The organism is Klebsiella terrigena (assembly GCF_006539725.1).
GTDB lineage: Bacteria > Pseudomonadota > Gammaproteobacteria > Enterobacterales > Enterobacteriaceae > Klebsiella > Klebsiella terrigena.
This window is the reverse complement of record NZ_BJNO01000019.1, coordinates 33,687-57,614: the sequence shown is the minus strand read 5'-3', so window position 1 is coordinate 57,614 and position 23,928 is coordinate 33,687. Positions and strand designations below refer to the sequence as shown.

Annotated in this window: 25 protein-coding genes; 7 read left to right on the top strand and 18 right to left on the bottom strand. The window is 50.0% G+C overall.

The window, feature by feature from the left end; translation table 11 throughout:
• Nucleotides 1–180: 180 nt before the first annotated feature.
• Both RTE01_RS19280 and RTE01_RS19275 read right to left on the bottom strand, forming a co-directional pair.
• Entirely contained in the window at nucleotides 181–696 is a 516-nt protein-coding gene (locus RTE01_RS19280) for a glutathione S-transferase family protein (RefSeq protein WP_238532065.1), read from the bottom strand.
• Nucleotides 697–933: 237 nt separating this feature from the next.
• Nucleotides 934–1,680, bottom strand: a complete 747-nt coding sequence (locus RTE01_RS19275) for an SDR family oxidoreductase (RefSeq protein ID WP_015697040.1) — start codon at nucleotides 1,678–1,680, stop codon at nucleotides 934–936.
• A gap of 137 nt (nucleotides 1,681–1,817) precedes the next feature.
• Here RTE01_RS19275 and RTE01_RS19270 point away from each other — a divergent pair, with 137 nt between their 5' ends.
• Entirely contained in the window at nucleotides 1,818–2,720 is a 903-nt protein-coding gene (locus RTE01_RS19270; protein ID WP_037039047.1) for a LysR family transcriptional regulator, read from the top strand.
• A gap of 174 nt (nucleotides 2,721–2,894) precedes the next feature.
• On the opposite strand, the gene RTE01_RS19265 is transcribed toward RTE01_RS19270, so the two are convergent.
• Together RTE01_RS19265 and RTE01_RS19260 are read right to left on the bottom strand one after the other, a co-directional pair.
• Complete coding sequence (locus RTE01_RS19265) at nucleotides 2,895–3,854, bottom strand: quinone oxidoreductase family protein (RefSeq protein WP_134526796.1); 960 nt, start codon at nucleotides 3,852–3,854, stop codon at nucleotides 2,895–2,897.
• A gap of 149 nt (nucleotides 3,855–4,003) precedes the next feature.
• Nucleotides 4,004–4,393 carry a RidA family protein gene (locus RTE01_RS19260; protein ID WP_015697037.1) on the bottom strand — a complete coding sequence of 130 codons (390 nt, stop codon included), beginning with the start codon at nucleotides 4,391–4,393 and terminating at the stop codon, nucleotides 4,004–4,006.
• 141 nt (nucleotides 4,394–4,534) lie between these two features.
• On the opposite strand from RTE01_RS19260, the gene RTE01_RS19255 reads away from it, so the two are divergent.
• The 5 genes from RTE01_RS19255 (at nucleotide 4,535) to RTE01_RS19235 (ending at nucleotide 11,080) form a co-directional block, all read left to right on the top strand.
• Nucleotides 4,535–5,455, top strand: a complete 921-nt coding sequence (locus RTE01_RS19255; protein ID WP_134526799.1) for a LysR family transcriptional regulator — start codon at nucleotides 4,535–4,537, stop codon at nucleotides 5,453–5,455.
• A gap of 601 nt (nucleotides 5,456–6,056) precedes the next feature.
• Nucleotides 6,057–7,505 (top strand): xylulokinase, encoded by a 1,449-nt coding sequence (xylB, locus tag RTE01_RS19250; RefSeq protein ID WP_134526802.1) that lies wholly within the window; start codon nucleotides 6,057–6,059, stop codon nucleotides 7,503–7,505.
• Entirely contained in the window at nucleotides 7,502–8,527 is a 1,026-nt protein-coding gene (locus RTE01_RS19245; protein ID WP_134526805.1) for an ABC transporter permease, read from the top strand. Before xylB ends, RTE01_RS19245 begins: the two co-directional genes overlap by 4 nt.
• Before the next feature lie 41 nt (nucleotides 8,528–8,568).
• On the top strand, nucleotides 8,569–9,549 hold the full coding sequence (locus tag RTE01_RS19240; protein WP_024359909.1) for a substrate-binding domain-containing protein: 981 nt from the start codon (nucleotides 8,569–8,571) through the stop codon (nucleotides 9,547–9,549).
• 22 nt (nucleotides 9,550–9,571) lie between these two features.
• Nucleotides 9,572–11,080, top strand: coding sequence for a sugar ABC transporter ATP-binding protein (locus RTE01_RS19235; protein WP_015697032.1), 1,509 nt, complete (start codon nucleotides 9,572–9,574; stop codon nucleotides 11,078–11,080).
• A 222-nt stretch (nucleotides 11,081–11,302) separates the two neighbouring features.
• Here RTE01_RS19235 and hxlB read toward each other — a convergent pair whose 3' ends face one another.
• The 11 genes from hxlB to RTE01_RS19180 form a co-directional block, all read right to left on the bottom strand.
• Nucleotides 11,303–11,863, bottom strand: coding sequence for a 6-phospho-3-hexuloisomerase (hxlB, locus tag RTE01_RS19230; RefSeq protein WP_049132112.1), 561 nt, complete (start codon nucleotides 11,861–11,863; stop codon nucleotides 11,303–11,305).
• Between the two features lie 15 nt (nucleotides 11,864–11,878).
• Nucleotides 11,879–12,631: an SDR family NAD(P)-dependent oxidoreductase gene (locus RTE01_RS19225; RefSeq protein ID WP_049089945.1), complete on the bottom strand. Its 753-nt coding sequence runs from the start codon at nucleotides 12,629–12,631 to the stop codon at nucleotides 11,879–11,881.
• 109 nt (nucleotides 12,632–12,740) lie between these two features.
• Nucleotides 12,741–13,385, bottom strand: a complete 645-nt coding sequence (gene rpe / locus RTE01_RS19220; RefSeq protein WP_134526808.1) for a ribulose-phosphate 3-epimerase — start codon at nucleotides 13,383–13,385, stop codon at nucleotides 12,741–12,743.
• Nucleotides 13,386–13,409: 24 nt separating this feature from the next.
• Nucleotides 13,410–14,663 carry a PTS transporter subunit IIC gene (locus RTE01_RS19215; protein ID WP_020439340.1) on the bottom strand — a complete coding sequence of 418 codons (1,254 nt, stop codon included), beginning with the start codon at nucleotides 14,661–14,663 and terminating at the stop codon, nucleotides 13,410–13,412.
• A gap of 24 nt (nucleotides 14,664–14,687) precedes the next feature.
• On the bottom strand, nucleotides 14,688–14,981 hold the full coding sequence (locus RTE01_RS19210) for a PTS sugar transporter subunit IIB (RefSeq protein ID WP_015697027.1): 294 nt from the start codon (nucleotides 14,979–14,981) through the stop codon (nucleotides 14,688–14,690).
• 18 nt (nucleotides 14,982–14,999) lie between these two features.
• Entirely contained in the window at nucleotides 15,000–15,449 is a 450-nt protein-coding gene (gatA, locus tag RTE01_RS19205) for a PTS galactitol transporter subunit IIA (protein ID WP_134526811.1), read from the bottom strand.
• Between the two features lie 419 nt (nucleotides 15,450–15,868).
• The gene (locus RTE01_RS19200; RefSeq protein WP_015697025.1) at nucleotides 15,869–16,837 is read right to left on the bottom strand and encodes a sugar-binding transcriptional regulator; all 969 of its coding nucleotides are present in this window, start codon (nucleotides 16,835–16,837) and stop codon (nucleotides 15,869–15,871) included.
• A 199-nt stretch (nucleotides 16,838–17,036) separates the two neighbouring features.
• Nucleotides 17,037–17,348: a hypothetical protein gene (locus RTE01_RS19195; protein ID WP_071825604.1), complete on the bottom strand. Its 312-nt coding sequence runs from the start codon at nucleotides 17,346–17,348 to the stop codon at nucleotides 17,037–17,039.
• A gap of 223 nt (nucleotides 17,349–17,571) precedes the next feature.
• Nucleotides 17,572–18,333 carry a thiol:disulfide interchange protein DsbG gene (gene dsbG, locus RTE01_RS19190; protein ID WP_015697023.1) on the bottom strand — a complete coding sequence of 254 codons (762 nt, stop codon included), beginning with the start codon at nucleotides 18,331–18,333 and terminating at the stop codon, nucleotides 17,572–17,574.
• Nucleotides 18,334–18,394: 61 nt separating this feature from the next.
• A complete protein-coding gene (locus tag RTE01_RS19185) occupies nucleotides 18,395–19,618 on the bottom strand; it encodes a MalY/PatB family protein (RefSeq protein WP_049132109.1) in 1,224 nt (407 codons plus the stop codon).
• Between the two features lie 130 nt (nucleotides 19,619–19,748).
• Nucleotides 19,749–20,597, bottom strand: a complete 849-nt coding sequence (locus RTE01_RS19180; RefSeq protein ID WP_134526814.1) for a DMT family transporter — start codon at nucleotides 20,595–20,597, stop codon at nucleotides 19,749–19,751.
• Between the two features lie 187 nt (nucleotides 20,598–20,784).
• On the opposite strand from RTE01_RS19180, the gene RTE01_RS19175 reads away from it, so the two are divergent.
• Nucleotides 20,785–21,279 (top strand): thioredoxin family protein, encoded by a 495-nt coding sequence (locus RTE01_RS19175; RefSeq protein WP_015697020.1) that lies wholly within the window; start codon nucleotides 20,785–20,787, stop codon nucleotides 21,277–21,279.
• 244 nt (nucleotides 21,280–21,523) lie between these two features.
• On the opposite strand, the gene RTE01_RS19170 is transcribed toward RTE01_RS19175, so the two are convergent.
• The 3 genes from RTE01_RS19170 to RTE01_RS19160 form a co-directional block, all read right to left on the bottom strand.
• Entirely contained in the window at nucleotides 21,524–22,276 is a 753-nt protein-coding gene (locus tag RTE01_RS19170; RefSeq protein ID WP_007374395.1) for an alpha/beta hydrolase family protein, read from the bottom strand.
• Nucleotides 22,277–22,363: 87 nt separating this feature from the next.
• Nucleotides 22,364–23,137, bottom strand: coding sequence for an SDR family NAD(P)-dependent oxidoreductase (locus tag RTE01_RS19165; RefSeq protein WP_134526817.1), 774 nt, complete (start codon nucleotides 23,135–23,137; stop codon nucleotides 22,364–22,366).
• A gap of 62 nt (nucleotides 23,138–23,199) precedes the next feature.
• Nucleotides 23,200–23,901, bottom strand: a complete 702-nt coding sequence (locus tag RTE01_RS19160) for a DsbA family oxidoreductase (protein WP_049132106.1) — start codon at nucleotides 23,899–23,901, stop codon at nucleotides 23,200–23,202.
• Nucleotides 23,902–23,928 lie beyond the last annotated feature (27 nt).

The following is a 23,928-nucleotide window of genomic DNA, read 5'->3' as shown; positions in this document are numbered from 1 at the left end:
ACCGGTCGATTAATTTCAGATTTTGCGTAGACACGCTCACATCAGTTTTGGACTAGGGTTTTCACACAGCCTGAGCGAAAAGCAGAAGTTCAAAATTGTTCTCTCAGTTGGTGGAGGAATTACTAACATTGCAGTGTTTTAATCAGCGGGAAACAGGTCACGGTTTCCCAGCGAATATCTTCAGGCAGCGAGAATTGCGGAATGCTGACGAAGATGATTTTGGAAAAGTTCTGCATAATCTGATGATACAGCGGCTTGTACACTTTCCCTTTTCGCAAGTGCAGCTTTCCACGCTAAAGCACGTGGAAGCCCCTCAAAAATCGCCTCAGAGACTGATGCATCGATGATGGAGAAGTAACGGAAAACAGGAGCGTAGACCGCATCAACCATACTGAATTCGGCACCAGAGAAATAAGGTCCCAGGCTCAATTCAGATTCAATACGTTCAAGCTGCTCACGGAACACCGCGCGTTTGCTGTCTGCAATGACCTGATCAGTCGCATTTAAAAATTGCCATGCATTTCCAAGCATTGATGTAGAGAACTCGATCCATGCGCGCTGTCTGGCTCTTACTAATGCATCGTCAGCATACATCGAATAACCGTCCTGTGTTTCATTAAGGTACTCGCAGATCACCATGCTCTCGAAAATAAGAGCACCTTCACCATTTTCCTGACACACTTTAAGTAGCGGCACCTTGCCAGTGGGTGACAGAGCAAGAAACCAGTCAGGTTTGCCGATAAGTCTACATTTACGCGTTCAAATAGCACATTTTTCTCGAGAAGAACGATCGCTGAACGCTGCACAAAGGGGCACAGTAGGTGGCTAATAAGTGTCAGGTCACAGGTAGACATCTCAGACTCCAGATAAAAAGATAGCCCGCCGCTATAAAAGGTGGCGGGCTTGATGAATTGTAAATCTTATTTTGGTGGCTTAGATTGAAACGCCGCCGTCGATGATGATTTCTGAACCCACGGTCCAGGCAGACTCATCAGATGCGAAGTAAAGTACCGCTTGTGCTACTTCCTGAGGCTTACCAAAACGACCGGCAGGGATGGTTGCAACGATATCTTTCATCACTTGATCATGATATTCCACTGGGATCCCCGCCTTATCGTAAAGCGGTGTATCAACAGGGCCAGGGCTCACTGCGTTGATACGGATCCCACGAGAAAGTAACTCGTTGGAAAGTGTTTTCGACATGTTCAGTAATGCTGCTTTTGTTGAGCCATAAACTGAAGAGTTCACCGGTCCCGTGTGAGCATTTACAGAGGTATTAAAGACCACTGATGCAGAGCTTGCGAACACTGGCAGCAGCGCCTGCATCAAGAAGTAAGGACCTTTAACGTTGATATCATAAATGCGGTCGAACTGCTCTTCTGTCCATACCTCAATTGGCATATACATTGATATACCCGCATTCAGAAAAGCGATATCCAGTTGTCCAAAGTGTTCCTGAACTGTCTGAGCCAGCGCTTTCTGTGCGTTCACATCAGCGGAATCAGCACTCACGACTAACACGTCATTACCCAGTTCTACTTTCGCCTTTGCGATAGAATCAGGGTTAACACCCGTAACAATTACGCGTGCACCTTCTGCAACAAACAGCTTCGCTGTTTCAAGACCAATACCACTTGTTCCACCCGTGATCAGTGCGCGTTTACCTTGTAATCTAGCCATATAACTATCTCCTGTTAGTTTTAACTACTGACCGGCGAATGACCGATTTGATAGCCACTGTATGCTCATGCTCAGATAGTGATAAGATTGTATTTTTAAATATCTTTCATGCATTAAAAGCATAAATGGGTTTTAGGATGGATAGATTACTGTTGATGACATGCTTTGTCCGTACCGCTGAAACAGGCAGCTTTTCCGCAGCCGGCAGGGATTTGGGCTTAGGGCAACCGAACGTGAGTCGTCATATTGCAGCCCTCGAAGAGCATTTGCAGACCAGATTACTTCACAGATCAACCCGCAAGCTTTCCCTGACTCCTGAAGGAGAACGTTATTATTTGGAAGCAAGGCGTATTCTGGAAGCGGTCGAAGAGTCAGAGTCTTCTTTCAGAGGAAATGTTACACCCACAGGGCTATTACGCGTTGCCTGCCCCACAGCATTGGCTCACACATTCTTAGTCCCGCACATCTCAGATTTTTTAGAACGCTACCCTGAGATAACACTCGATCTACAGATTAATGACCGCTATATCAATCTCGTTGATGAAGGGGCTGAGCTGGCAATCCGCATTGGACACCTGGAGGACAGTGCTATGCGTGCCCGCAGACTTGGCATGTTTGAGCGAGTCTGTGTTGCCAGTAACAAGTACTTAGCGAAACGTGGAACCCCTAATACCCCCGAGGATTTAAAAAAACATGATTGTTTGATTTATACCTTGCTGACAACAGGAGCTACCTGGAGATTTCAAGATATCAATGTTCCTGTTTCTGGTCGGCTCAGGGTCAATTCACCCGAAGCAGTACAGAAATTTGTCAATGCAGGGATTGGGATCGCACAGGGCCCAGAATGGTTGTTCGAGGAGGGACTGGAAAGTGGCAATTTACAATTATTACTGACTGATTACACTGCATCGCTCGTTCCCATTCAAGCCGTTTATGTTGCTAATCGACTTTTACCAAAACGGGCGATTGTGTTCATGGATTTTGTTGCTGAGATTTTTGAAAAAAATCCCGGCTTCAAAGTTCAGAACTCAATGAAATGAGCCTGAGATAACGAACTGACATGTTCCCCAATAATTAATGCAGTGTAGAGCTAGCAATGTCTGCTTTGGCACAGAGCGGGCATTTCAGCTTTGCCCTACCCCTGACATCTGAACTTAGCCTTGATACCAGAACCCAGTAATTAGCCCAGCGCACTCATACTGGTCAAACGCGCCTCATGGCTTCATAACGATGCGGCCAAGCGGTTTCGCTGTCTCGGCGAATTCGTGGGCCGCAGCAGCGCTGGCCAGGGGGAAGATGCGGTCAATGACAACCCTGATGCGCCCTGCGGCTAGAGCCTGCAACATGTCGTCCACACTTGCCCGAACTCCGGGCTTTTCAAAAAGGGGTCCCATAAATACCCCCATGAGTGTCTGGTTAGACTGCATTGGCGGCCACAAGTCGACAGTCAGGCTGCCACCGCCCGCATTACCGACGAAGACGAGACGTCCTTGCGGAGCGAGTGCAGAAAGCGAAGCAGGCAACGTCGTCCCCACCGGATCGATGACGAGGTCAACACCGGTGCCATGGGTGTACTGTCGGACACTGTCCACGACGTTATTCTCTGCACGATCCACGACATGATCGGCACCAAGTTCAAGCAACCGGCTTCTTCGCTGCGTCCCGCTTGCCACGGCGATGACCGTCGCGCCTGCTTGTGAGGCAAGCTGAACGGCCGCGAGCCCCACGCCACCCGCTGCTGCCTGAATAAGGACGGTTTCCCCGTGCCGGAGCATGCCTCGTGTGAAAAGGCAATGATGCGCGGTTCCAAAAGAAATCGGTAACACCGCCGCTTCTGCCGTATCCACCCCGTCGGGTATCAGCCAGGTTCGTTCCGCAGGCACAGCCCAACGTTCCGCATGTGATCCCTGTATGTTAAAAGCGGCGACTCTGTCCCCAACCTTACGGCTACTGACTTTCGATCCGACTGCAATAACTGTGCCCGCGGCCGCGTAGCCGACGATCCATAAAGGATGAGGCGGCGGAGTTGAACGGCGGTTGATCAGATCCCCACCTTCAATCGAGATAGCCTCGACAGAAATCAGGATGTCGTCAGGCCCTGTGACCGGATCCGGGATATCGACATATTTCAGGACGCCGGGAGCGCCTTCCACGTCATAAACCGCTGCTTTCATAAATTTTCCTCTGTCTTATTAGTCAATGCGGCCCCGTCCGGCAAACCATCCCGGTCCGGCCTATAGCACGTCAGAAATCTCTCTGTTGCCTTTACAGGCAGCGCGGGCTGCCCTGTTGAATTTTCGACGGGCGGAAAGACCCGTAACGCTCAGGGCAGCCTGGCAATCACCTTAATCTCGAACTTGAATCCGTAAAGCCACGTCACGCCGATCCCGGTCAACGTAGGGTAAGGCGCTTCCCCCCAATATTCTGGCAGGATACTCCAGATAGCGTCGAGGTTTGACTCGGGATCGACGACAAAGAGGGTAACGTCAACCACGTCACCGAACGTGCAGCCCGCAGCCGTGAGAACAGCATTAAGGTTATCGAATGCCAGCCTGATCTGCTCTTTAAGATCCTGTTCAGGCGAACCATCCTCCCGGCTACCCACCTGCCCCGAAACAAACAAGAAGCCGTTAGATTTGATGGCCGGTGAATACCGGTTGCGCTCATAGAGCGCCTGTCGCCCGAAGGGAAAAACTGCTTCGCGTGTTGTCATGTTTGTACCTTTGCAATGGGGCGAAATCTGCCCGATGAATATAAAGACACTTTACAGGTGCCAGATCGGGTGGATAAACAAGCGACTTTGTTCATCATTGTTTGTAAAATCCAAACAATCGGTGAAAAGAGAGGGTAAGGAATGGATCGTTTCGATGCGATGCGCGCCTTTGCTCGGGTAGTGGAAGCAGGTAGCTTCACAAAGGCTGCCCAAACACTTCATATGAGCAAAACCACGGTGACACAACTCATTCAGCAGTTGGAAGCGCGGCTGCGCGTCAGGTTACTCCATCGCACCACCCGCAAGCTTGGTGTCACTCCTGATGGAGCGGCGTACTACGAGCGCGTCATCCGCCTGCTGGCGGACATGGATGATGCTGAAAACAGCCTGTCAAGGACGGCGATTACGCCCGGAGGACGGCTACGGGTGGATGTGCCCAGTCCGCTGGCCCGCCTTGTGCTGGTGCCGGCGCTACCGGCTTTCCACGCACGCTACCCTGATATCCAGTTCGACATGGGCGTGAGCGACCGGGTGGTGGATCTGATCGGCGACAATGTGGATTGCGTCCTGCGCGGTGGCGAAATCACCGACCAGTCCCTGATCGCACGCCATGTCGGCGATTTGCAAATCGGCGTCTACGCCGCCCCCCGTTATGTGGAACGCCTTGGCGCTCCTGCGCACCCGCGCGATCTGGAAAACACCGACCATCGCATAGTGGGATTCTTGTCCTCACGCACCGGCAAGATTGATTCTCTGGTACTGCACTGTGAGAGTGAACGTATTGAAATCAAGAGCAGTTATGTGCTTGCAGTGGATGATGGCAATGCTTACCTCGAAGCTGGGCTGGCCGGGTTAGGCGTGATTGCGCTGCCAGTCTATATGGCGGCAGCACATCAGGCTTGTGGCTCCCTGATCCCGCTATTTGAACATTGGCGTATTAATCCAATGCCCCTGTACCTGGCATTTCCGCCAAACCGCCATGTCAGCGCCAGACTGCGAGTTTTTATTGATTGGATCGTTGAATTGATGCAGCAGCATGTTCCCAACTCCAACAATAAGTAAGTACGTGCCAGCCCCCTGATTCGCTCATCAACGTCGCTGGGTGCTCAGACCGGGTGGCATTTGCGGTTCGATAATGGCGTGACCACCCAATGTCTCCTGATGATAAATAAATGAGCAGTCTCAGGCCTTCTGATAGCCCCTTTAAAGTCTCCGAGATTAACCGTCTCTTCAACATTGAGACGATTTATTATGAGCTTTCTGTACCACATCCCCGGCACGTTCATCTCACCTGATTATTTGCAAATAAAACCTCTTCACATCACTGCCCTCGCCAAAATAAACAATCTTAAACACCGAACAGAAGATGACTCTCAGCGCTAATTTCTACCCTACTGCAAAAAATTAAGGTTTTTCCACTGTTCAAATGAACAAACCGTCAGAGCTGTCAGGTGAAACTAAAAGTGAGAGCTGTGTAACGTTCTCTTAACACGACAATTGACGAATGTTTTGCCGTGGGTATTGTCTATATCTTACAAACGAGCAATAAAAACTGATCATATGAGCAAAAAGCTGAGTATCTAAAACCATAACCCAGTTTGCTTGTCATTCAGTTATCGCTTTCAGCTCTGTCATTTCTTAACGATAGTTCAGAGGTAGTTCAATGAAACAGGACCTTGTAGCGGGTATAGATTCCTCCACCCAGTCTTGTACCGTCATGCTGCGTAGTCTTGAAAATGGCAAGGTGATCGCACAGGCTCGTAAGTTGCATCCACCGACCACGCCGCCGTGTAGCGAGCAGGATCCGCAAGCCTGGTGGGATGCATTAGTCTCCGCGCTCACTGAATTAAAACAGTGGTGGCCACGTATTGCAGGTCTGGCTGTCGGTGGTCAGGGGCACGGCCTCGTCATGCTTGATAATCACGATCGCCCGCTGCGTCCTGCGAAGCTGTGGAATGACACGGAGTCTGCACCGCAGGCGCGTGTATTGTGCGAGAAGATTGCCCCGGAAGAATGGGCACGCCTGACGGGTTCCGTTCCGGGGCCGGCAATGACCATTTCTAAACTGGCCTGGACAGAACAAAATTATCCGGGGCTGCTGGAAAAAGCCCACCGCATCATGCTGCCGTTTGATTATCTGGTTTACCGTCTGAGCGGTAGCTTTGTGTGCGAGCGCGGCGGGGCATCCGGTACGGGTTACTTCAACCCCTTCACCAATAGCTGGGAACCACAGCTGGCAGCGGTGGTTAACAGTCAAATTGACTGGATTTCCCGCTGGCCCACTATCATCCCGTCGCATCAACCGGCTGGCGTTGTGAAGTTAATGCCCGAACTGGCTGGACTGGCGGGGGCAATCGTCGGTGTCGGGACCGGCGATAACATGTCCGCCGCGTTAGGGATGAACCTGAAAACCGGTGATACCGGTATCTCTATCGGGACCAGCGGTACGTTATATGGCATCACCAACAAAGGTATTACCGACAGCACCGGCACCATCAACGGTTATGCCGATGCGGCCGATCGCTTTATCCCCATGATTACTACGCTGAACGCCGCCAAAGTCACCGATACATTTCGCAAAATGCTGCGCGTTACCCCTGACGAATTCGACGAGCTCGCGCTGAGTTCCCCACCCGGCGCCAACGGTCTTCAGCTTGTTCCGTGGCTGGACGGCGAGCGCACGCCCAACCTTCCTGACGCCACGGGACACATGCGTGGATTACGTACCACCACAACGATGCAGGATATGGCACGCGCCACCGTGGAAGGCGTGTTGTGCGGCCTGCTGGCGGGCGGTCTGGTACTGAAACAACACGGTTTCACTGACGACGGTCGCATTATTGTCACCGGCGGCGGCGCAAAGTCACGAGCCTATCGTCAGATTCTGGCTGACCTGACGGGCAGGCCCGTATGGATTTCTCCGGTGGGTGAAACGGCAGCCGCGGGTGCAGCCATTCAGGCTGCCGCTGCCGTGCTGGGATACACAAATATTGAAATGGCCGATCGCTGGAGTGTGCCGCTTGAGAAAGTGGCCGAGCCACAACAAGATGCGCGCCATGTCCTGGACGCTTACGTTACCTATGCCAATGCATTATCAGGAGAGCTGCAATGAGTTCAATAACTACCCCTGCAAAAACCAAACCGCCTAAGCAGCCGCTCAAAGTCCCTGCAGAAGCAGGTATCGCCGTTGTTTTCTTACTGGTCATGCTGGGCGGGTTTATCGCCACGCCTAACTTCCTGACTGTTTCGAACATGATGGTGTTGCTTCTGAACGGCGCGGTCATCGGCTTCCTTTGCCTGGGACAATCCTTTGTCCTGCTGACCGGGGGTATCGACCTCTCCTGCGGCTCCATCGTGGCGATGACCTGCGTGGTTGCGGCGTTGCTGATGGAGAAATTTGGCATTCCGTGGCAGCTTGCCGTACCCATCGTGTTGGCGGTGGGTGCGCTGAGTGGGCTGGTAAATGGTCTGATAATCGAACGCACTGGCGTGCCGCCATTCATTGTCACCTTTGCGATGATGGGGGTTGCGGCATCCATACCACAAATTATCACCGGCGCCGAATCGATACGCGTGACGCAAATTGGTTACAGCCTCATCGGTCAGTCAAAACCGCTGGGTATTCCGTTCCCTGTCATAGCGCTGCTGCTGGCCATTGTTATTGGTGTCATCTTCCTGCGCCGCACCATCACCGGGACTCACATCTATGCGGTAGGCGGTAACGCAGATGCTGCACGCTTATCGGGGATCAGCATTCCACGCATCACCCTGTTGGTGTATGCAATTTCCGGACTTTGTGCGGCATGCGGCGGCCTGATTTATGGATCGCGTCTGATGACAGGCTATCCGACGGCGGGCCGTGGTGACGAACTGTTCTTCTCAATAGCGGGTGCGGTGGTCGGTGGCGTCAGTCTGTTTGGCGGCACTGGCAGCCTTATCGGCGCGATGATTGGCGCCATGCTTATTGCCTCAATATCGAATCTGATGAACGTGCTGAACGTCAGTGCTTACTGGCAGCCGCTGGTCATCGGCCTGATCATTCTGTTCGGCGTCACCTTCGATACCTTACGTACCTCGAAAAAAATCGTGATCCCCTGGCTCAAAGTCAGGAAGTCACGCAAAACACAACAATAACGCTTCTTAAACCCTGACCTACATATATCCAGGAGATAAACATGAAACTCCGTACCACAATCACCGCAGGTGCAGCGATAGTCGCACTGTCCTGCATGCTCGCCGGCTGTAACCGTGAGGATACTGAAAGCACCGTGGGTGCCGGCAAAAAAACATTGGGCGTTACGCTGCCGAACCTCACCAACCCTTATTACGTTGCCATGAAAAAAAGCTTTGAAGACAATGCAGCGGCACAGGGCTTGAACGTAAAAATTTCGATTGCTGATAATGACGACGCCAAGCAACTTTCGCAGGTGCAGAACTTCATTGAACAGAAGGTGGATGCGGTCGCAGTGAACTGCGTCTCCTCAGGCCCGTGCGTGTCGATCATAAACCAGCTTAATCAGGCAAAAATTCCGGCGTTTGCCATCAACATCCTTCCGGATACCGAGGGGATGAAGCAGCAAAACGTCACGCTGGTTCAAGGTGTTCAGACCGATCAGCGTGAAGGCGGCAAGCTCATTGGCCAGCAGCTGTTGAAAGACATTGGTGAAAATGGCACGGCGACAGTGGGTATCGTGGGAGAACCAACATCCATTGCAGCAAACGCACGTGATGAAGGCTTCAAGGAAGCCGTGGCATCCAACAAAAACATTAAGTTCGTCGCGCTGGTCAATGGCAAAGTAGAAGAAACAACCTCCCTGAAAGTCACCACTGAAATGCTGCAGGGCAGGCCAGAAATTAACGTCGTGTACTCAGACACCGAACCTTCCGCGCTCGGGTCACTGGCGGCAATCCAGCAACTGGGGGTCAGTGACAAAGTGAAGCTGTATGCGTTTGTGGATAAAGAAGGCGTCAAAGCCGTTCAGAACAACAGCATATTGAAAGCCGGTGCGATTCAGGAGCCGGTTAAACTGGCTCAGTTGCTGGTTGAAAATGCCAGGAAGAGTCTGAACGGTGAACAGGTTCCAGCCATGATCAACAACCCACCGCTGCTGGTCACCAAAGACAACGCAGCATCGGTAATGGGTTCAGCATACTGACTTAAGTGAAAGGCGAAGAATGATGAATTATGTGGCGAAGCAGGTCAAAATTGGTTTTTCGGGTGTGCAGGTTCTCCACGGTGTGGATTTCAGCGTAAAGCCTGGCGAGATCCACGGCCTCTTTGGCCATAATGGAGCGGGTAAATCAACGCTACTGAAAATCCTGGCGGGCGTTAACACGCAGGATAGTGGAGAGCTGATGATCGGCGAAACGCCGGTGCACCTTGCTTCGCCACGGGATGCACTCAACAAAGGTATTGCTTGTGTGTATCAGGAACTCCGTCTCATTCCCGGCATGAGCGTCTGGCAAAACCTTTTTCTCGGACGTGAATGTCGTAAAGGCAGTGGCTTTATAGATGATGCAAGTATGATCGCGCATACCGAGAAAGTACTAAATGATTACCATCTGAGTTTCAGCGCTACCGCGCTGGTCAAAAATCTGTCACATCCTGAAAAGCAGATGCTGGAAGTGGTTTCTAACCTTGATCGCGACGCCCGTTTTCTTTTCCTCGATGAACCGACGACCGCGCTGGAAGGTGCGCAGGCAGAAGAACTGCTGCAGGCAGTACAACGTATCGCACGCGAAAAGCAGATTGGCGTAGTGCTGGTCTCTCATAAATTAGACGAAGTGTTGGGTGTTTGTGATGAAGCAACCGTCATGTGCGGCGGCCGGGTGATTTATAACGAAGGCAAAAAGACGCTGAGCAAAAGCGCCATCATTGACGCTATTGTGGGCGATGCAAATGCTTATCAGGCGCCGTCTAACAGCCGTAGTCTGATACGCGGCGCGATGGGCAACCCCTGGCTCTCGGTCACAAACCTGCAGACTGATCGCCTGAAAGGCATCAACCTTGAGGCATATCGCGGGGAAATTTTGGGTATATACGGGCTGGCCGGCGCAGGCCGAACGCGCTTGTGCCAGACGCTGTTTGGGTTGGAAACCGTTACCGGTGGTGACATCCGGCTGGGTCACAAAGAATACCATCCTTCTTCACCGGCGAAAGCCATTGATAAGGGGATTGCTTACCTGACAGAAGAACGTAAAAAAGATGGCTTCATTCCTCAGATGTCGAGCTATGCCAACGCCATGCTGCCGGTTCTGAAAAAATTCCGTTCTGGCGGATTTGTCAGTCACAGCGCTGCGCGGCAGGCCGCCGCTGAGTTGCTGAGCAAGATGAATACGCTGGGAACGCTGAGCGGACCGATTAAATCGCTTTCCGGCGGCAATCAGCAAAAAGTTCTGCTCGCCAGGGTCATTGCGCAAAACGCCAATCTGGTATTGCTGGATGAGCCGACCAAAGGCGTCGACATTGGGGCAAAAGCGGATATTTATCGCATCATCCATCAGCTGGCGGATAAAGGCTGCTGCGTCATCGTGGTATCGAGTGAGGAAGAGGAATTGCTGGACGTGGCAGATACCATTACGGTGTTCCGGCAGGGTAAATGCGATGGTGTGATCATTCCTGCACGCGACCTTAAACCCGCAGATCTTCGCAAAGCCGCATGGGAGCATGCTGAAGCCCAGGCTTAGGGCACTCGTTCCCCGGAACTGAACGCATCCAACGGCCAGCTAAGCTGGCCGTTTTTGTTTCAGCATTTGATTAACGTGCCAGCGGCGAGAGGGCAAAAAAATGGCAGACTTTTACATCTCGGGTATGCGCAGAGACAATGCAGGGCAACACATTCAGCACGTTAATTTTAATGATGCGATGTTATAAGCGAATGAGCGCTTCCGGCGAAGCGCTCAGTGTCATTACTCAAAATCAGCGTGTCGTTTGAACATGGTTTCACTGGTTTCACGCAGTTGGTCCATGAGTTCCAGCACGATGGCATCGTAGGTGATAAAGCAGAGTTGCTCGAAAGAGGAACCCATTGGCTGCGAAAACTGGCCCGGAGTGCGATCGTTTTCAGTTTTGACCGTTCCCGGTAATACCAGCACGCAGTTGGCCAACTGGCCAATCGCAGAGTCTTTCTTCATGGTGACCAGCGCCACGTCGACGCCACACTCAACGGCTTTCTGCGCCAGGCTCTTGAGACTGCCTGTTTCGCCACTGCCTGAACCAATAATTAACAAATCACCCGCTTTCGTATGAGGTGATGAAATTTCCCCGACTACGCTGACCGAGAAGCCTAAATGCAATAAACGGTTAGCGAACGCGCGGATGGCTATACCGCTGCGCCCTGCACCTTGCAGGAAAATATGCTTCGCATTTCTAATCTGCCCGATAAAATGCTGTGCCTGATCATTGTCGATATTGAGCGCGTTTTGCTCCAGTTCCCTGAGAATACTGACAGTATTTTCCTGAACACCCATTTTCTTTTCCTCCGGTCAGGCAATTGTACGGCCACCATCCATGAGGATCGTCTGTCCCTGGATGTAAGAATTTGACTTATCAGCAAGGAAGATGGCCAGGTTTGCGACATCATCGATTGTACCCAGACGACGGACCGGAATTTTCTCCAGTACTGCGTCTAAATCTGCCTGCGTCGGGTAATTAACACGCATCATTTCGCCGGTGTCGATAAGACGCGGCGCGATAGCGTTGACGTTAACACCTTTTGGACCCAACTCCTTTGCCAGACCACGAATAAGGCCTTCCCCTCCCGCTTTACTGGCTGGATAGCTCACCCCCCCGCCGGTACCTGACAGCGCAGAACCGGAGGAGATGTAAACGATTGAACCCTGGTTAGTTAAGAAGTCATCGTAGAAGGCTTTGACCGTATTGAATAAACCCGTCAGGTTGATTGAGAGTGTTTTGTTCCACTCTTCGAAAGTAATGTCTTTGACTTTATTAGCAAAAGCGACACCTGCGTTCAAAACCAGAATGTCGATACGGCCATAAGCCTCGATAACTTTTCTGCGCACTTCAGCCAGTGCCTGCGGATCAGAGACGTCCGTTTTGACAAAGAGCGATTTAACATTGCCAAAGGTCAGTTCTTGCGCAGTTTTGATGCCATTAGCCTCGTTATAATCGACAATGACGGTATGCGCACCGCGTTCGGCGAATTGTTTTGCAATTCCTTTACCAATCCCATGCGCACCACCGGTAATTAGCGCAACTTTACCTTCAAAATGACTCATCGGTTGTTCTCCTGAATCTTTGTACTTAACGTGAGAGAAATCCCCCACGTCTGCGGTCTACATAATGATTACGCGCTCAATTAAGAGCGCGTGAATATATGTTGGATACTTAATGCATGACAGACTTTAATGCCTGATAGCTTGCTTTAGGGTTGTCATTAAATAATGCGCCACCGACAACAATTAAATCAGCACCCGCCTCCTGTACTTTTTCCGCTATTTCCAGATTAACACCACCGTCGACTTCAATTTGAATGTGCCGGCCAGCAATCATTTCTCTGGTTTTCTTAATTTTCTCGAAGCTTTTCTCGATGAAAGCCTGCCCGGGTTGCCCTGGGTTAATGGTCATAATCAGGATGTAATCAATATCGTCCAACAAATATTCCAGAACGCTTTCAGGCGTACCCGGATTGATGACCACACCGGCTTTTCGCCCGGCCTTTTTTATTTTCTGTAAAATAAAATGCACATGCGGCGTTGATTCATAATGCACTGAGATCATTTCTGCGCCGGTATTGATAACATCATCAATATGTCTTTCAGGATTAGCCAGCATCATGTGTACGTCGAAAGTCATTTTGCTGGCTTTTTTCATTGCAGAAATTTGATTCGGCCCAAAGGCAATATTATTTACAAAGGTTCCATCCATTAAATCAACATGCAATATTTCAGTGTTCTCTTCTTCTAAAAAACGGAGCTCATCTTGCAGACTTAAGATATTCGCGCCAAAAATTGATGGTAAAATCTGTGCCATGGTAAGCAAACCTCATTTTTAAAATCAATGGAATACAGTGCTCAACCAATACGTCAATACTTCCCACGGGCCAGTCAGTACAAAGTCAGTACCCTGCCCCTGCAAGCCGACGCCTGCGCCATGCAGGAATTGGGTTGCACCCGGAGCCACATACCCGCCTAAATACATCACGACAATACTGAACAGTAAGGTTGAAATAATTGAGCGGATGACGTTTCCGTTGCTGGCCATTACGGTCATGGTTGTCATATAGATGATTGACATCAGAACACCGATGGGGAAAATCATGATCCCCGGTAAAATCAGTGCGCAAAGCATGGTCAACGGAATGGTGATAACGGTGACGGTGATGGTCGCCGGGTCGCCCAGTGCCAGTGCACAGTCCATACCGATGTTCAGTTCGGCGTCTTTACCCATCTGTTTTTGCATAATCTCTTTGGCACTTTTCCCAATGGGAGACAGTCCTTCCATCAGGACACCCACCACTTTAGGCAGGAGCACCATTACCGCAGCCACCCCCATTGCCATCGGGACAATAGTGGTCACAGGCTGTTTCGTCAGCAGTCCAAGCAGACAGCCTACAATGACACCGATGATAGCGGGTTCACCAAACACACCCAGACGTTTCTGTACGCTCTCCAAATCAACGTCGAGCTTGTTCAGGCCGGGGATCAGGTCGATAATTTTATTGACCAGCAGTGCAAAAGGTAATGTCCAGCCTATATGGATCATGGTGGTACAGGTCGTCCCTTCCAGGCCATAATATTTCTGCCAACGGGGAGCAATTAAATCGCCAATAAACAGAGCGATAACGCTAAGTGCGACTGCCACGCCAAAACCGATAAAGAAGCTGTCAAACACGAAATAGGCCAGCGCGCCGGGAACCAGGAAGTGCATATAATTCCAGATATCAACGTTCAGCGTTTTGGTTAATTTAAGACGAACAAGTAGCAAATTAAGAATAATACCCACTGGAACAACTAAAGCGGCAAAGGGTGCCACCCATGCAGCCGCGCCCACCGCAGGCCATCCGATATCAGCCACAGTGAATCCGCTTCCCAGTTTTGAATAGTAGGCAATTGCCGGTTGCAGGGATGTACTCAACAGATTAACAACCAAACCTAAACCAATAAAACCGATACCCACGGTGATACCAGACTTAATGGCAGCACCGACTTTCATGCGGAAAACCAAACCCAAAATGAAGATGACAAGTGGTAGGATTGCCGTTGCCCCCATGCTTGTTATCGTTAGCATTATGTTTTTTAACATGTCCATCTTGTCATCCCCTGTGTTTTCTTATTAGTTTTTAGCCAGCTCTGTTAATAAATCCCCTAGTTTTTTTCGTAACACAGCTTCATTAATCCCGGTGATAAACCCGGCCACACTCATATGCGGTTTTCCGATATCACCTTTGTAGTTATTCGTGGTTAACACAACATCAGCATTCTGTAATTCAGAAGGAAGTTCTGACATGCTGCATTTATTTATTTTGAACTGAGTAATGCCATATTCTGTACACACGGATTTCACTTCATCAGCAGCGATAGTTGACGTTGCGACACCGCTCCCGCAGGCTACGAGGATATTAATCATCATTATGCTCCTGAACTCTTATTGCATGACGGTGGAAATAAAAAGTGCCTGCGCTTTCTCGGCAGGAAGCTCAAGTAAATTTTGATAAAAGTCTTCCATTTGAAGATGACTAAAAAGGGCCTTCAGCAGTTGCAACTGATTAGCCGGATCGGTAACGACCAAATTGATAATGAGTTTGACCCACAATTTATCGTCGCCATCAGCCTGATCAACCTGAACCGGTTCAGGTAAGCGAATAATATAAATCGACGGGCTGTTGGCCTGGTTGCTGTCGCAATGTGGGATCGCCACAGAATAACCATCAAGCAAAATACCGGTTGGATACAGGGCTTCGCGTTCGCGCAGTGCTGCCAGATAGGTCTTTTTCACTATCCCTTCTGAATACAGCTTTTCATGGATGTGCTGCAGCACCTCATCGTAATTTTTGAATGCTGCACCATCTGCAACATTAATAGCGACTGTACTCACCTTTTCACCTCGCTTTTTTGCTCATTAGAGCAAATATAATCGATCACATGAGCAGTTATAGCATGCCAATTTTCCGCGCAAACAGAAAACATGCAAAAGTTATAAGCTGATCACAAAATAAATGCATAAGTGCGCGCAAATATTTGCTCATATGAGCAATATCGAGTAATTCATCTTTTAGATCAATCAAGTCAACCGGAGAGGGGGAGTGAAAATTTTATTATAAATCAAACGGATAATAGATTTTTTGAAGGTTTATATATGCGGACTGACCTATGTCAGAGGATTTGGCCATGCTCTGATGTAAGTCATGTGGGTTTACTGAATGACTGATAGCAGTGCCTAATACATGCCTGAGAGGAAGGTGATCAAGGGCGCGAGCTACGCCCCTGTTGCTGATGTTCCGGGATCTATTTCAATCAGGAATTGACTAGCTTCACCGCAGTATCGAAGTCAGTGATTAACACATCTAAAAGGCCTGACTTCAGAGAAGCGACGATGCCTTCATACTTCTGTTCTCCCCCCGCCACACCAATCACGGTTTTCGTGTTACGCAATTGTTCGGTTGAAATACCAAACCCAAGACGGCTCATCGGGCTATCAAGGATCTCGCCTTTACTGTTAACGAGAGTAATGCAGACATCCGCAGCGATATCTTTCTCAAACAGATTTTTTTGCCACGACTCGGGAAAAATATCACACAGACTGGATGAACCCGTTTTCCAGGCGCCAATACCGGTGATGACGACATCCAGCTGAGAATAATATTGTTGGGTATCCACCACAGCCGGATCACTGGCCAGTTTTTGAGCCAGGCTTTCATCATCCACCCACATCGGCACATACATAGGATGAGCCTTGCCCTGAGAGATAGTCGACAGTCTGTGGATAAGGTCGATCGGGCCCTGGCTAAATTCAATGCCCGGATGAACGCCAGATAGCTGCACAACATCTAATGCCGGCAAGCTGGTGAGTTGACTCACTGTGCTGGATAAAACGCGTCCCCAGGCAATACCAACCTTCATTCCCTCAGCGAGATTATTGTTGAGATAACTTGCAGTGATACCCCCCAGCTTCTCATTCAGTTCTTCCTGATTGGACCAGGATTCTGACACGGAAAGCACGATTGCCTTCTGCAGACCATACTTTCCGCAGAGATTAAGTGCGATCTCTTCGTCAAGCAGTTGCTGCTTTGGAAAGAGAAACTTCACATACTCTTCCTTTATTGCCTCATCGATAAGACGCGCCGCTTTAAATCTCGAAATCTCGAGTTCTTCAGCAATCTCAGTTTTGGTCTTCATCTCAACAAAGTAACGTCGGACGACGAGAGAATAGATATAGCGGGGATCGTAACCTGACCAGCGGCTGTTTTTTATACGTTTAGGCATAGAGCATTCCATCTTCATCCAAAGACAATATCAGCTGAGTTAAACTGTTACCCCTGCAATTTACTCATAAGAGTACACTTTTACCTGCTCTTTTGACATGAGCAAATGAGTCTTATCTTTTGGCGGTGTGATAGCTGACACATCTGATGATAATGGGTGAAGAGACCAGAGTTTTTTTAGACGGTGGCAAGGCTTTACGTTATGTGCTCTCAATCAGTGACGCTGTGGCCTGTGATTTCTGTTTTTTGGCGTGAAACGGGTTACATTGCTCATGTGTTCCTCGCAAATAAAAATGCCCATCGGGTGCGGCCTGAGTTCCACCGGGACAACCATTCATCCCAGATTTTCCGTTTTTTCCATTAAGACCAGCCCCACCGTTCTGATTACCGATTACCACGGATCCCCCTTTCCCTCCAGTTCCGCCTTTCCCGCCTTCACCTCCCTGACAGGCAAAGGCTATAACGGAAAATCCCGTTAAAAAAAGATAAGAAAACAATTGAGCTCTGTTCATGTCTTTTCTCCAGGTTGCATCGGGTTTCGTTAGTTAGGGTAGCTGATTTACATTTCAATCCGTTCACTTTGCGCTGCGCCATTCTAAATCAGTACAAAACACATAGCGAAAAGATCTGATAGCCACATAAGCACAAGATAAAAATAGGATTTTAAGGAGTGTACTCATAAAATCCCCACATCCATGTGTGAATTTACCCATTTCGTAGCCAGTGACTCAGAAACTATTTACACGCTATAAGATTGGCCATCTGTTCCTGGTCCGGCAGACCGACGATCTGTTGAAGCATGTTGGCGTGGTTAAGATAATAAATTGCTGGCGTACCGCTTGCCCCCACATCTTCCATCAATTTCTGGTTGTATTGGATCTGCGAGAAAATCGGCTGCGGCGTTTTCTCCAAAAGTGCAGGCTTGTTTTTGCCACCCGACAACTCGAAATCCTGCCAGACCTTCGCGGGGTTTTCAGAAGACAATATCGCAGCCGCGTAACGGCCACTGTCGGGCTGCATGACACCCACTAACTGCGTTTTCATAGCGATTTTATTGTCCTTAATATAGGGCTGCACTTCCTGTCTGAATTTTGTACAGTAAGGACAGAAAGGATCGGCAAACACGATAATCTGACAATTTGCATTATTACTGCCTTCCGTGATACCGGCAGCTTTGGAGAGTGTTTTCCACATCTCGCGGCCAGCAGGGATGTAAATCTCCTCTTTTATGACCTGTTCGCTGAGGTTACTTCCATTCTCATCGTACATATAACCTGATATGGCATGTTTTTTATCGGGGGTCAGATAAATTGTCACCCCCGTTCCCTGATATTTTCCCAACCAGCCCTGGACCCCGCCGGGAGCCGTGAAGGGTTTGATTATTTCTATACCTTGTTTTTCCAACTGCTTGATCGGTGCGGGAAGCGCTGCGGGCGTTGCTGCCTGAACCTGCGAGCCGATAAGTGCAGCAGATAACGCGAGGATGTATTTGTTCATTCTTATCTCCATATAATACGGCCCTGTTACGAACCGTTGTAGGTACTGCTGCTTTCAAAATTCAGGTAGCATCGCCTGAACTGGCACTCAATGCCTTGCTTATGCGGTTGAGCCCCTCAGCAAGCATAGCGCGTGGACAAGCCAGATTAAGGCGGATGTGCCCGTCGCCGTTACTGACAAACATTTGCCCCCCTTCAAGCAATACACCCGCATGTCTGGCAAAAAAGAGGGTTACCTCTTCCTGATTACTGACATCTACCAGACGAGAGATATCAATCCAGGCAAGATAAGTCCCTTCAGGAATGATAAAACGGGCCAGCGGATGATATGTCCCCAGGTAGTCCTGCAGAAAACGGAAGTTCTCGTCAATGTAGTGCCTGACCTGAGTCAACCACTCATCGCACTCGGACCAGGCGGCCTTGTTAGCCACCAGGCTCAGCGGAGAGATAAAATCATCATGCAGGCGAAGCCATTCGGCTCTCACTGAGGCATCAGGGATCATGATGTTTGCCAGCAGGTTACCCGCCAGATTGAACGTTTTGCTGGTCGACATGCAGGTGATAATTTTATGATTTTCAGGAAAAATTGACGCGGCGGGAATATGCGTGACGCCCGAGCGGGATAAATCACAGTGGATTTCATCAGAAATAACCCACACATCATATTTAAGGCATAACGCTATCATTTTCTGCAACTCATCACGTCGCCAAACTCGCCCGGTGGGATTATGCGGGTTACAGAGAAAGAAGGCTTTAATTCGCTGCTGGTCATCGCTCAGGGCTTGTTCCATTGCCTCAAAATCTACCGCCCAGTGGCCTTCGTTATTTCTAAGCGGGCAATCGACGACGCGACGACCGCTATAGTCTCCGGCTTTTTTAAACGGTGCGTAAGAAGGGGTCAGGATGAGGATGCTATCTTCTTCGTGGGTGAGTAACGGCACCAATCGGTTAAGTGCAGGGATAATACCGGGGGAGAAAACAATGCTTTCTTCCTGAAACCGGTATCCGTAATTCCTTTCACACCAGGCCCCAAAAATCTCATAGTAGTCCCTGTCATAAACTCGGGTGTAGCCAAGAATTTTTTTATCTAACCGGGAACGTATGGCTTCAAGCACCGGCTCGGGTGTGGAAAAAGCCATATCTGCTACCCAGAGGTTTATAAAACCATTCGCCGGTACTTCCGGCGCGGGGCCTTCATGGGCACCAAACATATATTCACGCCAGCCGTCGACGGTTAAGCTGTCTGTCCCTGCTCTGTCCACTGCTTCATCAAAATCGTATTTCATAGAGGTTACCCGATTAGTTTATCCAAAGAGGTCACAGCGTCACTGATTTTGCTAACGATTAGATATTCCTTTGCTTTAAAACCTAAAAAATCATTTGCAGAGTGATCAAGTCATGACTGGCACGTTGATATCAGTGTCGTATTTTCTGACCCGGTGCCTTGATCACCAACAGAATGCCCGCAAGGACTGCCAGCGTTGAAAATGCCATTCTGAGGCTCAGTGACTCGCCCAAAAATGTTACGCCTCCCAGCATCGCCAGACAGGGCACACTCAACTGAACCGTACTGGCTGCAACAGACTCAAGACGAGGTAAAAGTGAATACCAGAGTACATAGGCTCCTGCAGAAGCACCCGCACCAGAGAGCACTGCCAGGACAATTCCGATACCGTCGAAGTGCGCTCCCTGGCTAATGAACGGCGACAACACCAGGGCAAAAGGTACAGCAAGGATGAAATTTGCCGCAGTGGCCTGCGCTGCATTGGGAGAGCGCTTTCCGCAAAGGGTATAAGCCGCCCAGGCAAGGCCTGAAAGCGCCATCAGAACAGCGCTGCCCAAGGGGGGCGTTTTGGCACCAGGTAAGAGAAGAGCAGCCATGCCGGCTACAGCCAGCCCAAGCCCCGTTGCTCTGGAAAAAGACAGCCTTTCCCCATGGAAAAGGCCATGAGCCACCATCGCCAGTTGCACAACGCCAAACAAGAGCAAAGCACCTGTTCCTGTATCCAAATGGATATAGGCAAGGGAGAAACACAGGGCGTAGGCCATAAGAAAGAACCCGCTTTTCAAGCTCCAGACGCCCTGCTTTTTCCCCTCACGTCTCAACAACAGTGGTAACAAGACCACCGCCCCGCTCATCAGGCGAAGGTCACTGAACGTCACCGGATCAATATGTTCGCCTTTCAACGCAATCCGACAGAGCACAGAATTGGCTGCGAATGCCATCATTGCTATCACTATCTTGAATCCAACAGACCGCCCCATCAGCGTGACGCCTCAAAATTAATAAATTACGTGATAATCTATCAATTAGTAGGTAGGATGGCAATATCTACTTATGGTAGCCAGACACTAAAATGGTACCCCTTTTCAGGTCATGCCTGGAGCATTGACCTTTATCATTGCCAGATTTATGTGAAGCCGTAGACCCGCTACTAACAAAGGAGAACATATGCAAGATTTCAACGTACTGCTCGAAGCAGCATCAGATTATAACGAATTTGTTGGCAGCGGAGCAGAAGAAGACCGCAACGCATTGAGGCATTTTGAGGGGCTTGCCAACGAGGCATTACCTGACGATGTCATCAGTAAGCTCTCGCAACTTCCGGGTTCGTACAGCATTCTGGTAGCTGCTGAAATGTGGTGCCCCGACTGCCATAAAAACTTGCCTGTAATCCATGCCATTGCCGCGTCAGCGCCAGCAATACGTCTGGGTATTATCACCCGCGACAAGGCTGAAGCCGTCTTTAAGGCACACTTTGGTGTCGATAAAGTCAAAATTCCGTTTGCCGTGGTACTGGATGAGAACGCGACTCCGCTGGGGCAGTTTATTGAACGACCTGAAAATGCTACCGGCAAGAATGGAGAAGTGAGCGAGAGGTACAAAAACGGTGAGCTTCTGGTCGATACCGCCCGCGAAGTGACTTCAATTTTTCCAGGAAAATAAGAGAGCGTTAAAGTTAAATTAATTGAATCTCAACTTGAAGGTAATAAACCTGGAAGTTGAGCAATGCCAGGGAAATAATAAAAATAAACCATAGCAACAATGCCCTTAGCCCTGCATCTAAGCAGGGCTTTTTTCGCGTAAAGAAAGCATGCTACGCAGTCTTGTATGTGCAACCAAAATGCTACGCCCGTTTATTCAGTGGCCAACGACAGCACCTGCAGCTTCACGAAGCTTTACACGCCCTTTAAATGTAAGCAGAACTCCAGGCAACGATAATCCCGGCAACATATTCCGCATCCTGAGGATGCGTCAGAAGATGATCTGCTTCACCCAGTGAGATAAAGCTTTTGGGGTGTCTGGCGGCTTTAAAAATTTTCTCTGCCTGTTCAATCAGCACGGTATCATCATTGGGAGCATGAAAAATCAGCAGCGGCTTATTCATGGTAAATACCTTCTCCGCTATTTTATGCTCCTGAATGTTATCCAGCATTTGCTTTTTGAGCGTGAATACCCGGCCTGCAAGCTCTACCGGGAAAGCGCCATGGTTCCTGATATCTTCGATATTGTCTTTGAACAACCGCTGTACATGCGTCAATTCGCCTGGCGAACCGATGGTTACGACCGCTCTGGCTTCAGGCACTTTGGCTGCAATAGAGAGGATTGCCGAACCGCCAAGGCTGTGACCAATCAGCAGCGAAGGAGCCTCGTATTCCCGACGAAGATAATCGACCGCGCACAGCAGGTCAGAAATATTCGAGGAAAAATTAGTATTGGAAAAATCGCCTTCGCTGTTGCCTAACCCGGTGAAATCAAAGCGAAGCACCGCAATTGAATTTTCTGTCAGTTTCCTGGCAATGCGTGCAGCTCCTTTCAGATCCTTCCCGCAGGTAAAGCAGTGCGCCAACAGGGCAAAGGCTTTTGGATTTTCTGGCAATTCAAGCAACCCGGCAAGTTCCTCACCTTCTGCATTTTTGAAGGTAAATTTCAATTTTTTCATTATGTTAACTTTCAGAATGGTTGAATTACAAGCAAGATACCTATCAGCCGCCCCATCATGGGGCGGCTTTGCGAGGTTACGACGAACTTATCTGCGAACGGCCATGATACCGGCATCGACATCCCAGATGGCGCCAGTTACCCAAGAGGCTTTGTCGGACAACAGGAAGAAGATGGTATTGGCCACATCTTCCGGCGTGCCGACACGCCCCAGCGGATGGAAAGCGTTCAGCGATTGCATTGCGCTGGCAATGTCTTCTTTCGCCATGAAGCCTTCATAAATCGGGGTATGCACGATCCCTGGCGAGACCGCGTTCACGCGGATACCCGCACTGGCCAGCTCAATGGCCAGGTTGCGTGTCAAGGCGTGGAGACCGGCTTTGGCCATGGAGTACGCGGAAGCCGGTGAGTCGCCGAGTGCGGCTTGCGCGCCAATGGAGCCCACGTTCACAATCGCCCCTTCACGGCCGTCGGCCAGCATGTTCTTCACCACGTCCTGCGTGATGAAGAAGGTTGCCCGGTTCAACATCAGGTACATGTCGTAATCGGCTTCCAAATGCTCGGTAAAGTCTTTCGGCATGAAGATCCCGGCCGCATTGACCATCAGGCTAATATCGCGATGATTAGCATTAATCTCCTGACGAATGGCGTTCATGCCCTCTTCGGTCATCAGGTTTGCCGCAATCACGGACACGGAACCCAGTGGGCTCAGCTCTTTCTGAACCGCTTCTGCCTTGTCTTTTTTATTGCCCGTCAGTACCACGCTGCCACCGGCTTTCAGCACCATACGCGCCGTTTCCAGACCCATGCCGCTGGTGCCACCCACGACAAGCAGTTTTTTGCCTTTAAAGTCATCGCTCATTTTGAACTCCGTTATTTGCAGGGTAGATTTGCCGGCAGTCAAGCAGCCGGCTCGTTCAGATTTCAGATGCTGCAACCGTCAGCGCCGCAGATCTGTCCATCGGTTTTTGCCAGTTCAGCCGCTTTTTCTTCCCAGACTTGCTTCAGCGCGTTCAGGAAGTTGTCCGCAGATTGCGCGCCGCTGATGGCATATTTTTCATTGAGCAGGAACAGCGGGACACCGCTGACCCCGATCGACCGGGCATGGGCTTCATCTTCGGCCACCGATGCACGGAAGGCCTCATTGGCAAGGGCACTTTCAGCGTCGGCTCTGGACATGCCCACTTCGGTAGCTAACGCAATGAGCTCCTGCGGATCGAAAATGGAACGCCCCTCAGTCACACTGGCCCGATAAAACCGTTCTGCCATGGCGTCGCCCATATTGGCGTGACGTGCAGCCGCGAGCAGCGTATGGGCATCTTCGGTATCGCCAAAGAGCATGGTGTCAAAGTTATACTGGAGCCCTTCTGCCTTCCCGGCCGTGCCCACCTGATTCATCATCAGTTCCGCCCCATGTTCCCCGCCAAACTTCTTGTAAAGGGCTTTGCGGAACGGCACGGCAGGCCGGTCGCCGGAAATACGGAAACTGTGGTGGCGGACCACGACCTGTTCCTTGTGTTCAAAGGCGGCAAGGCCCTGTTCGAAACGCTTTTTGGCAATCCAACACCAGGGGCAGACCAGATCTGACCAGATATCTATCGTAATAATCGGCTTAAGGGTTTGCATATTGGCTCCTGAATACCCCATTAATGT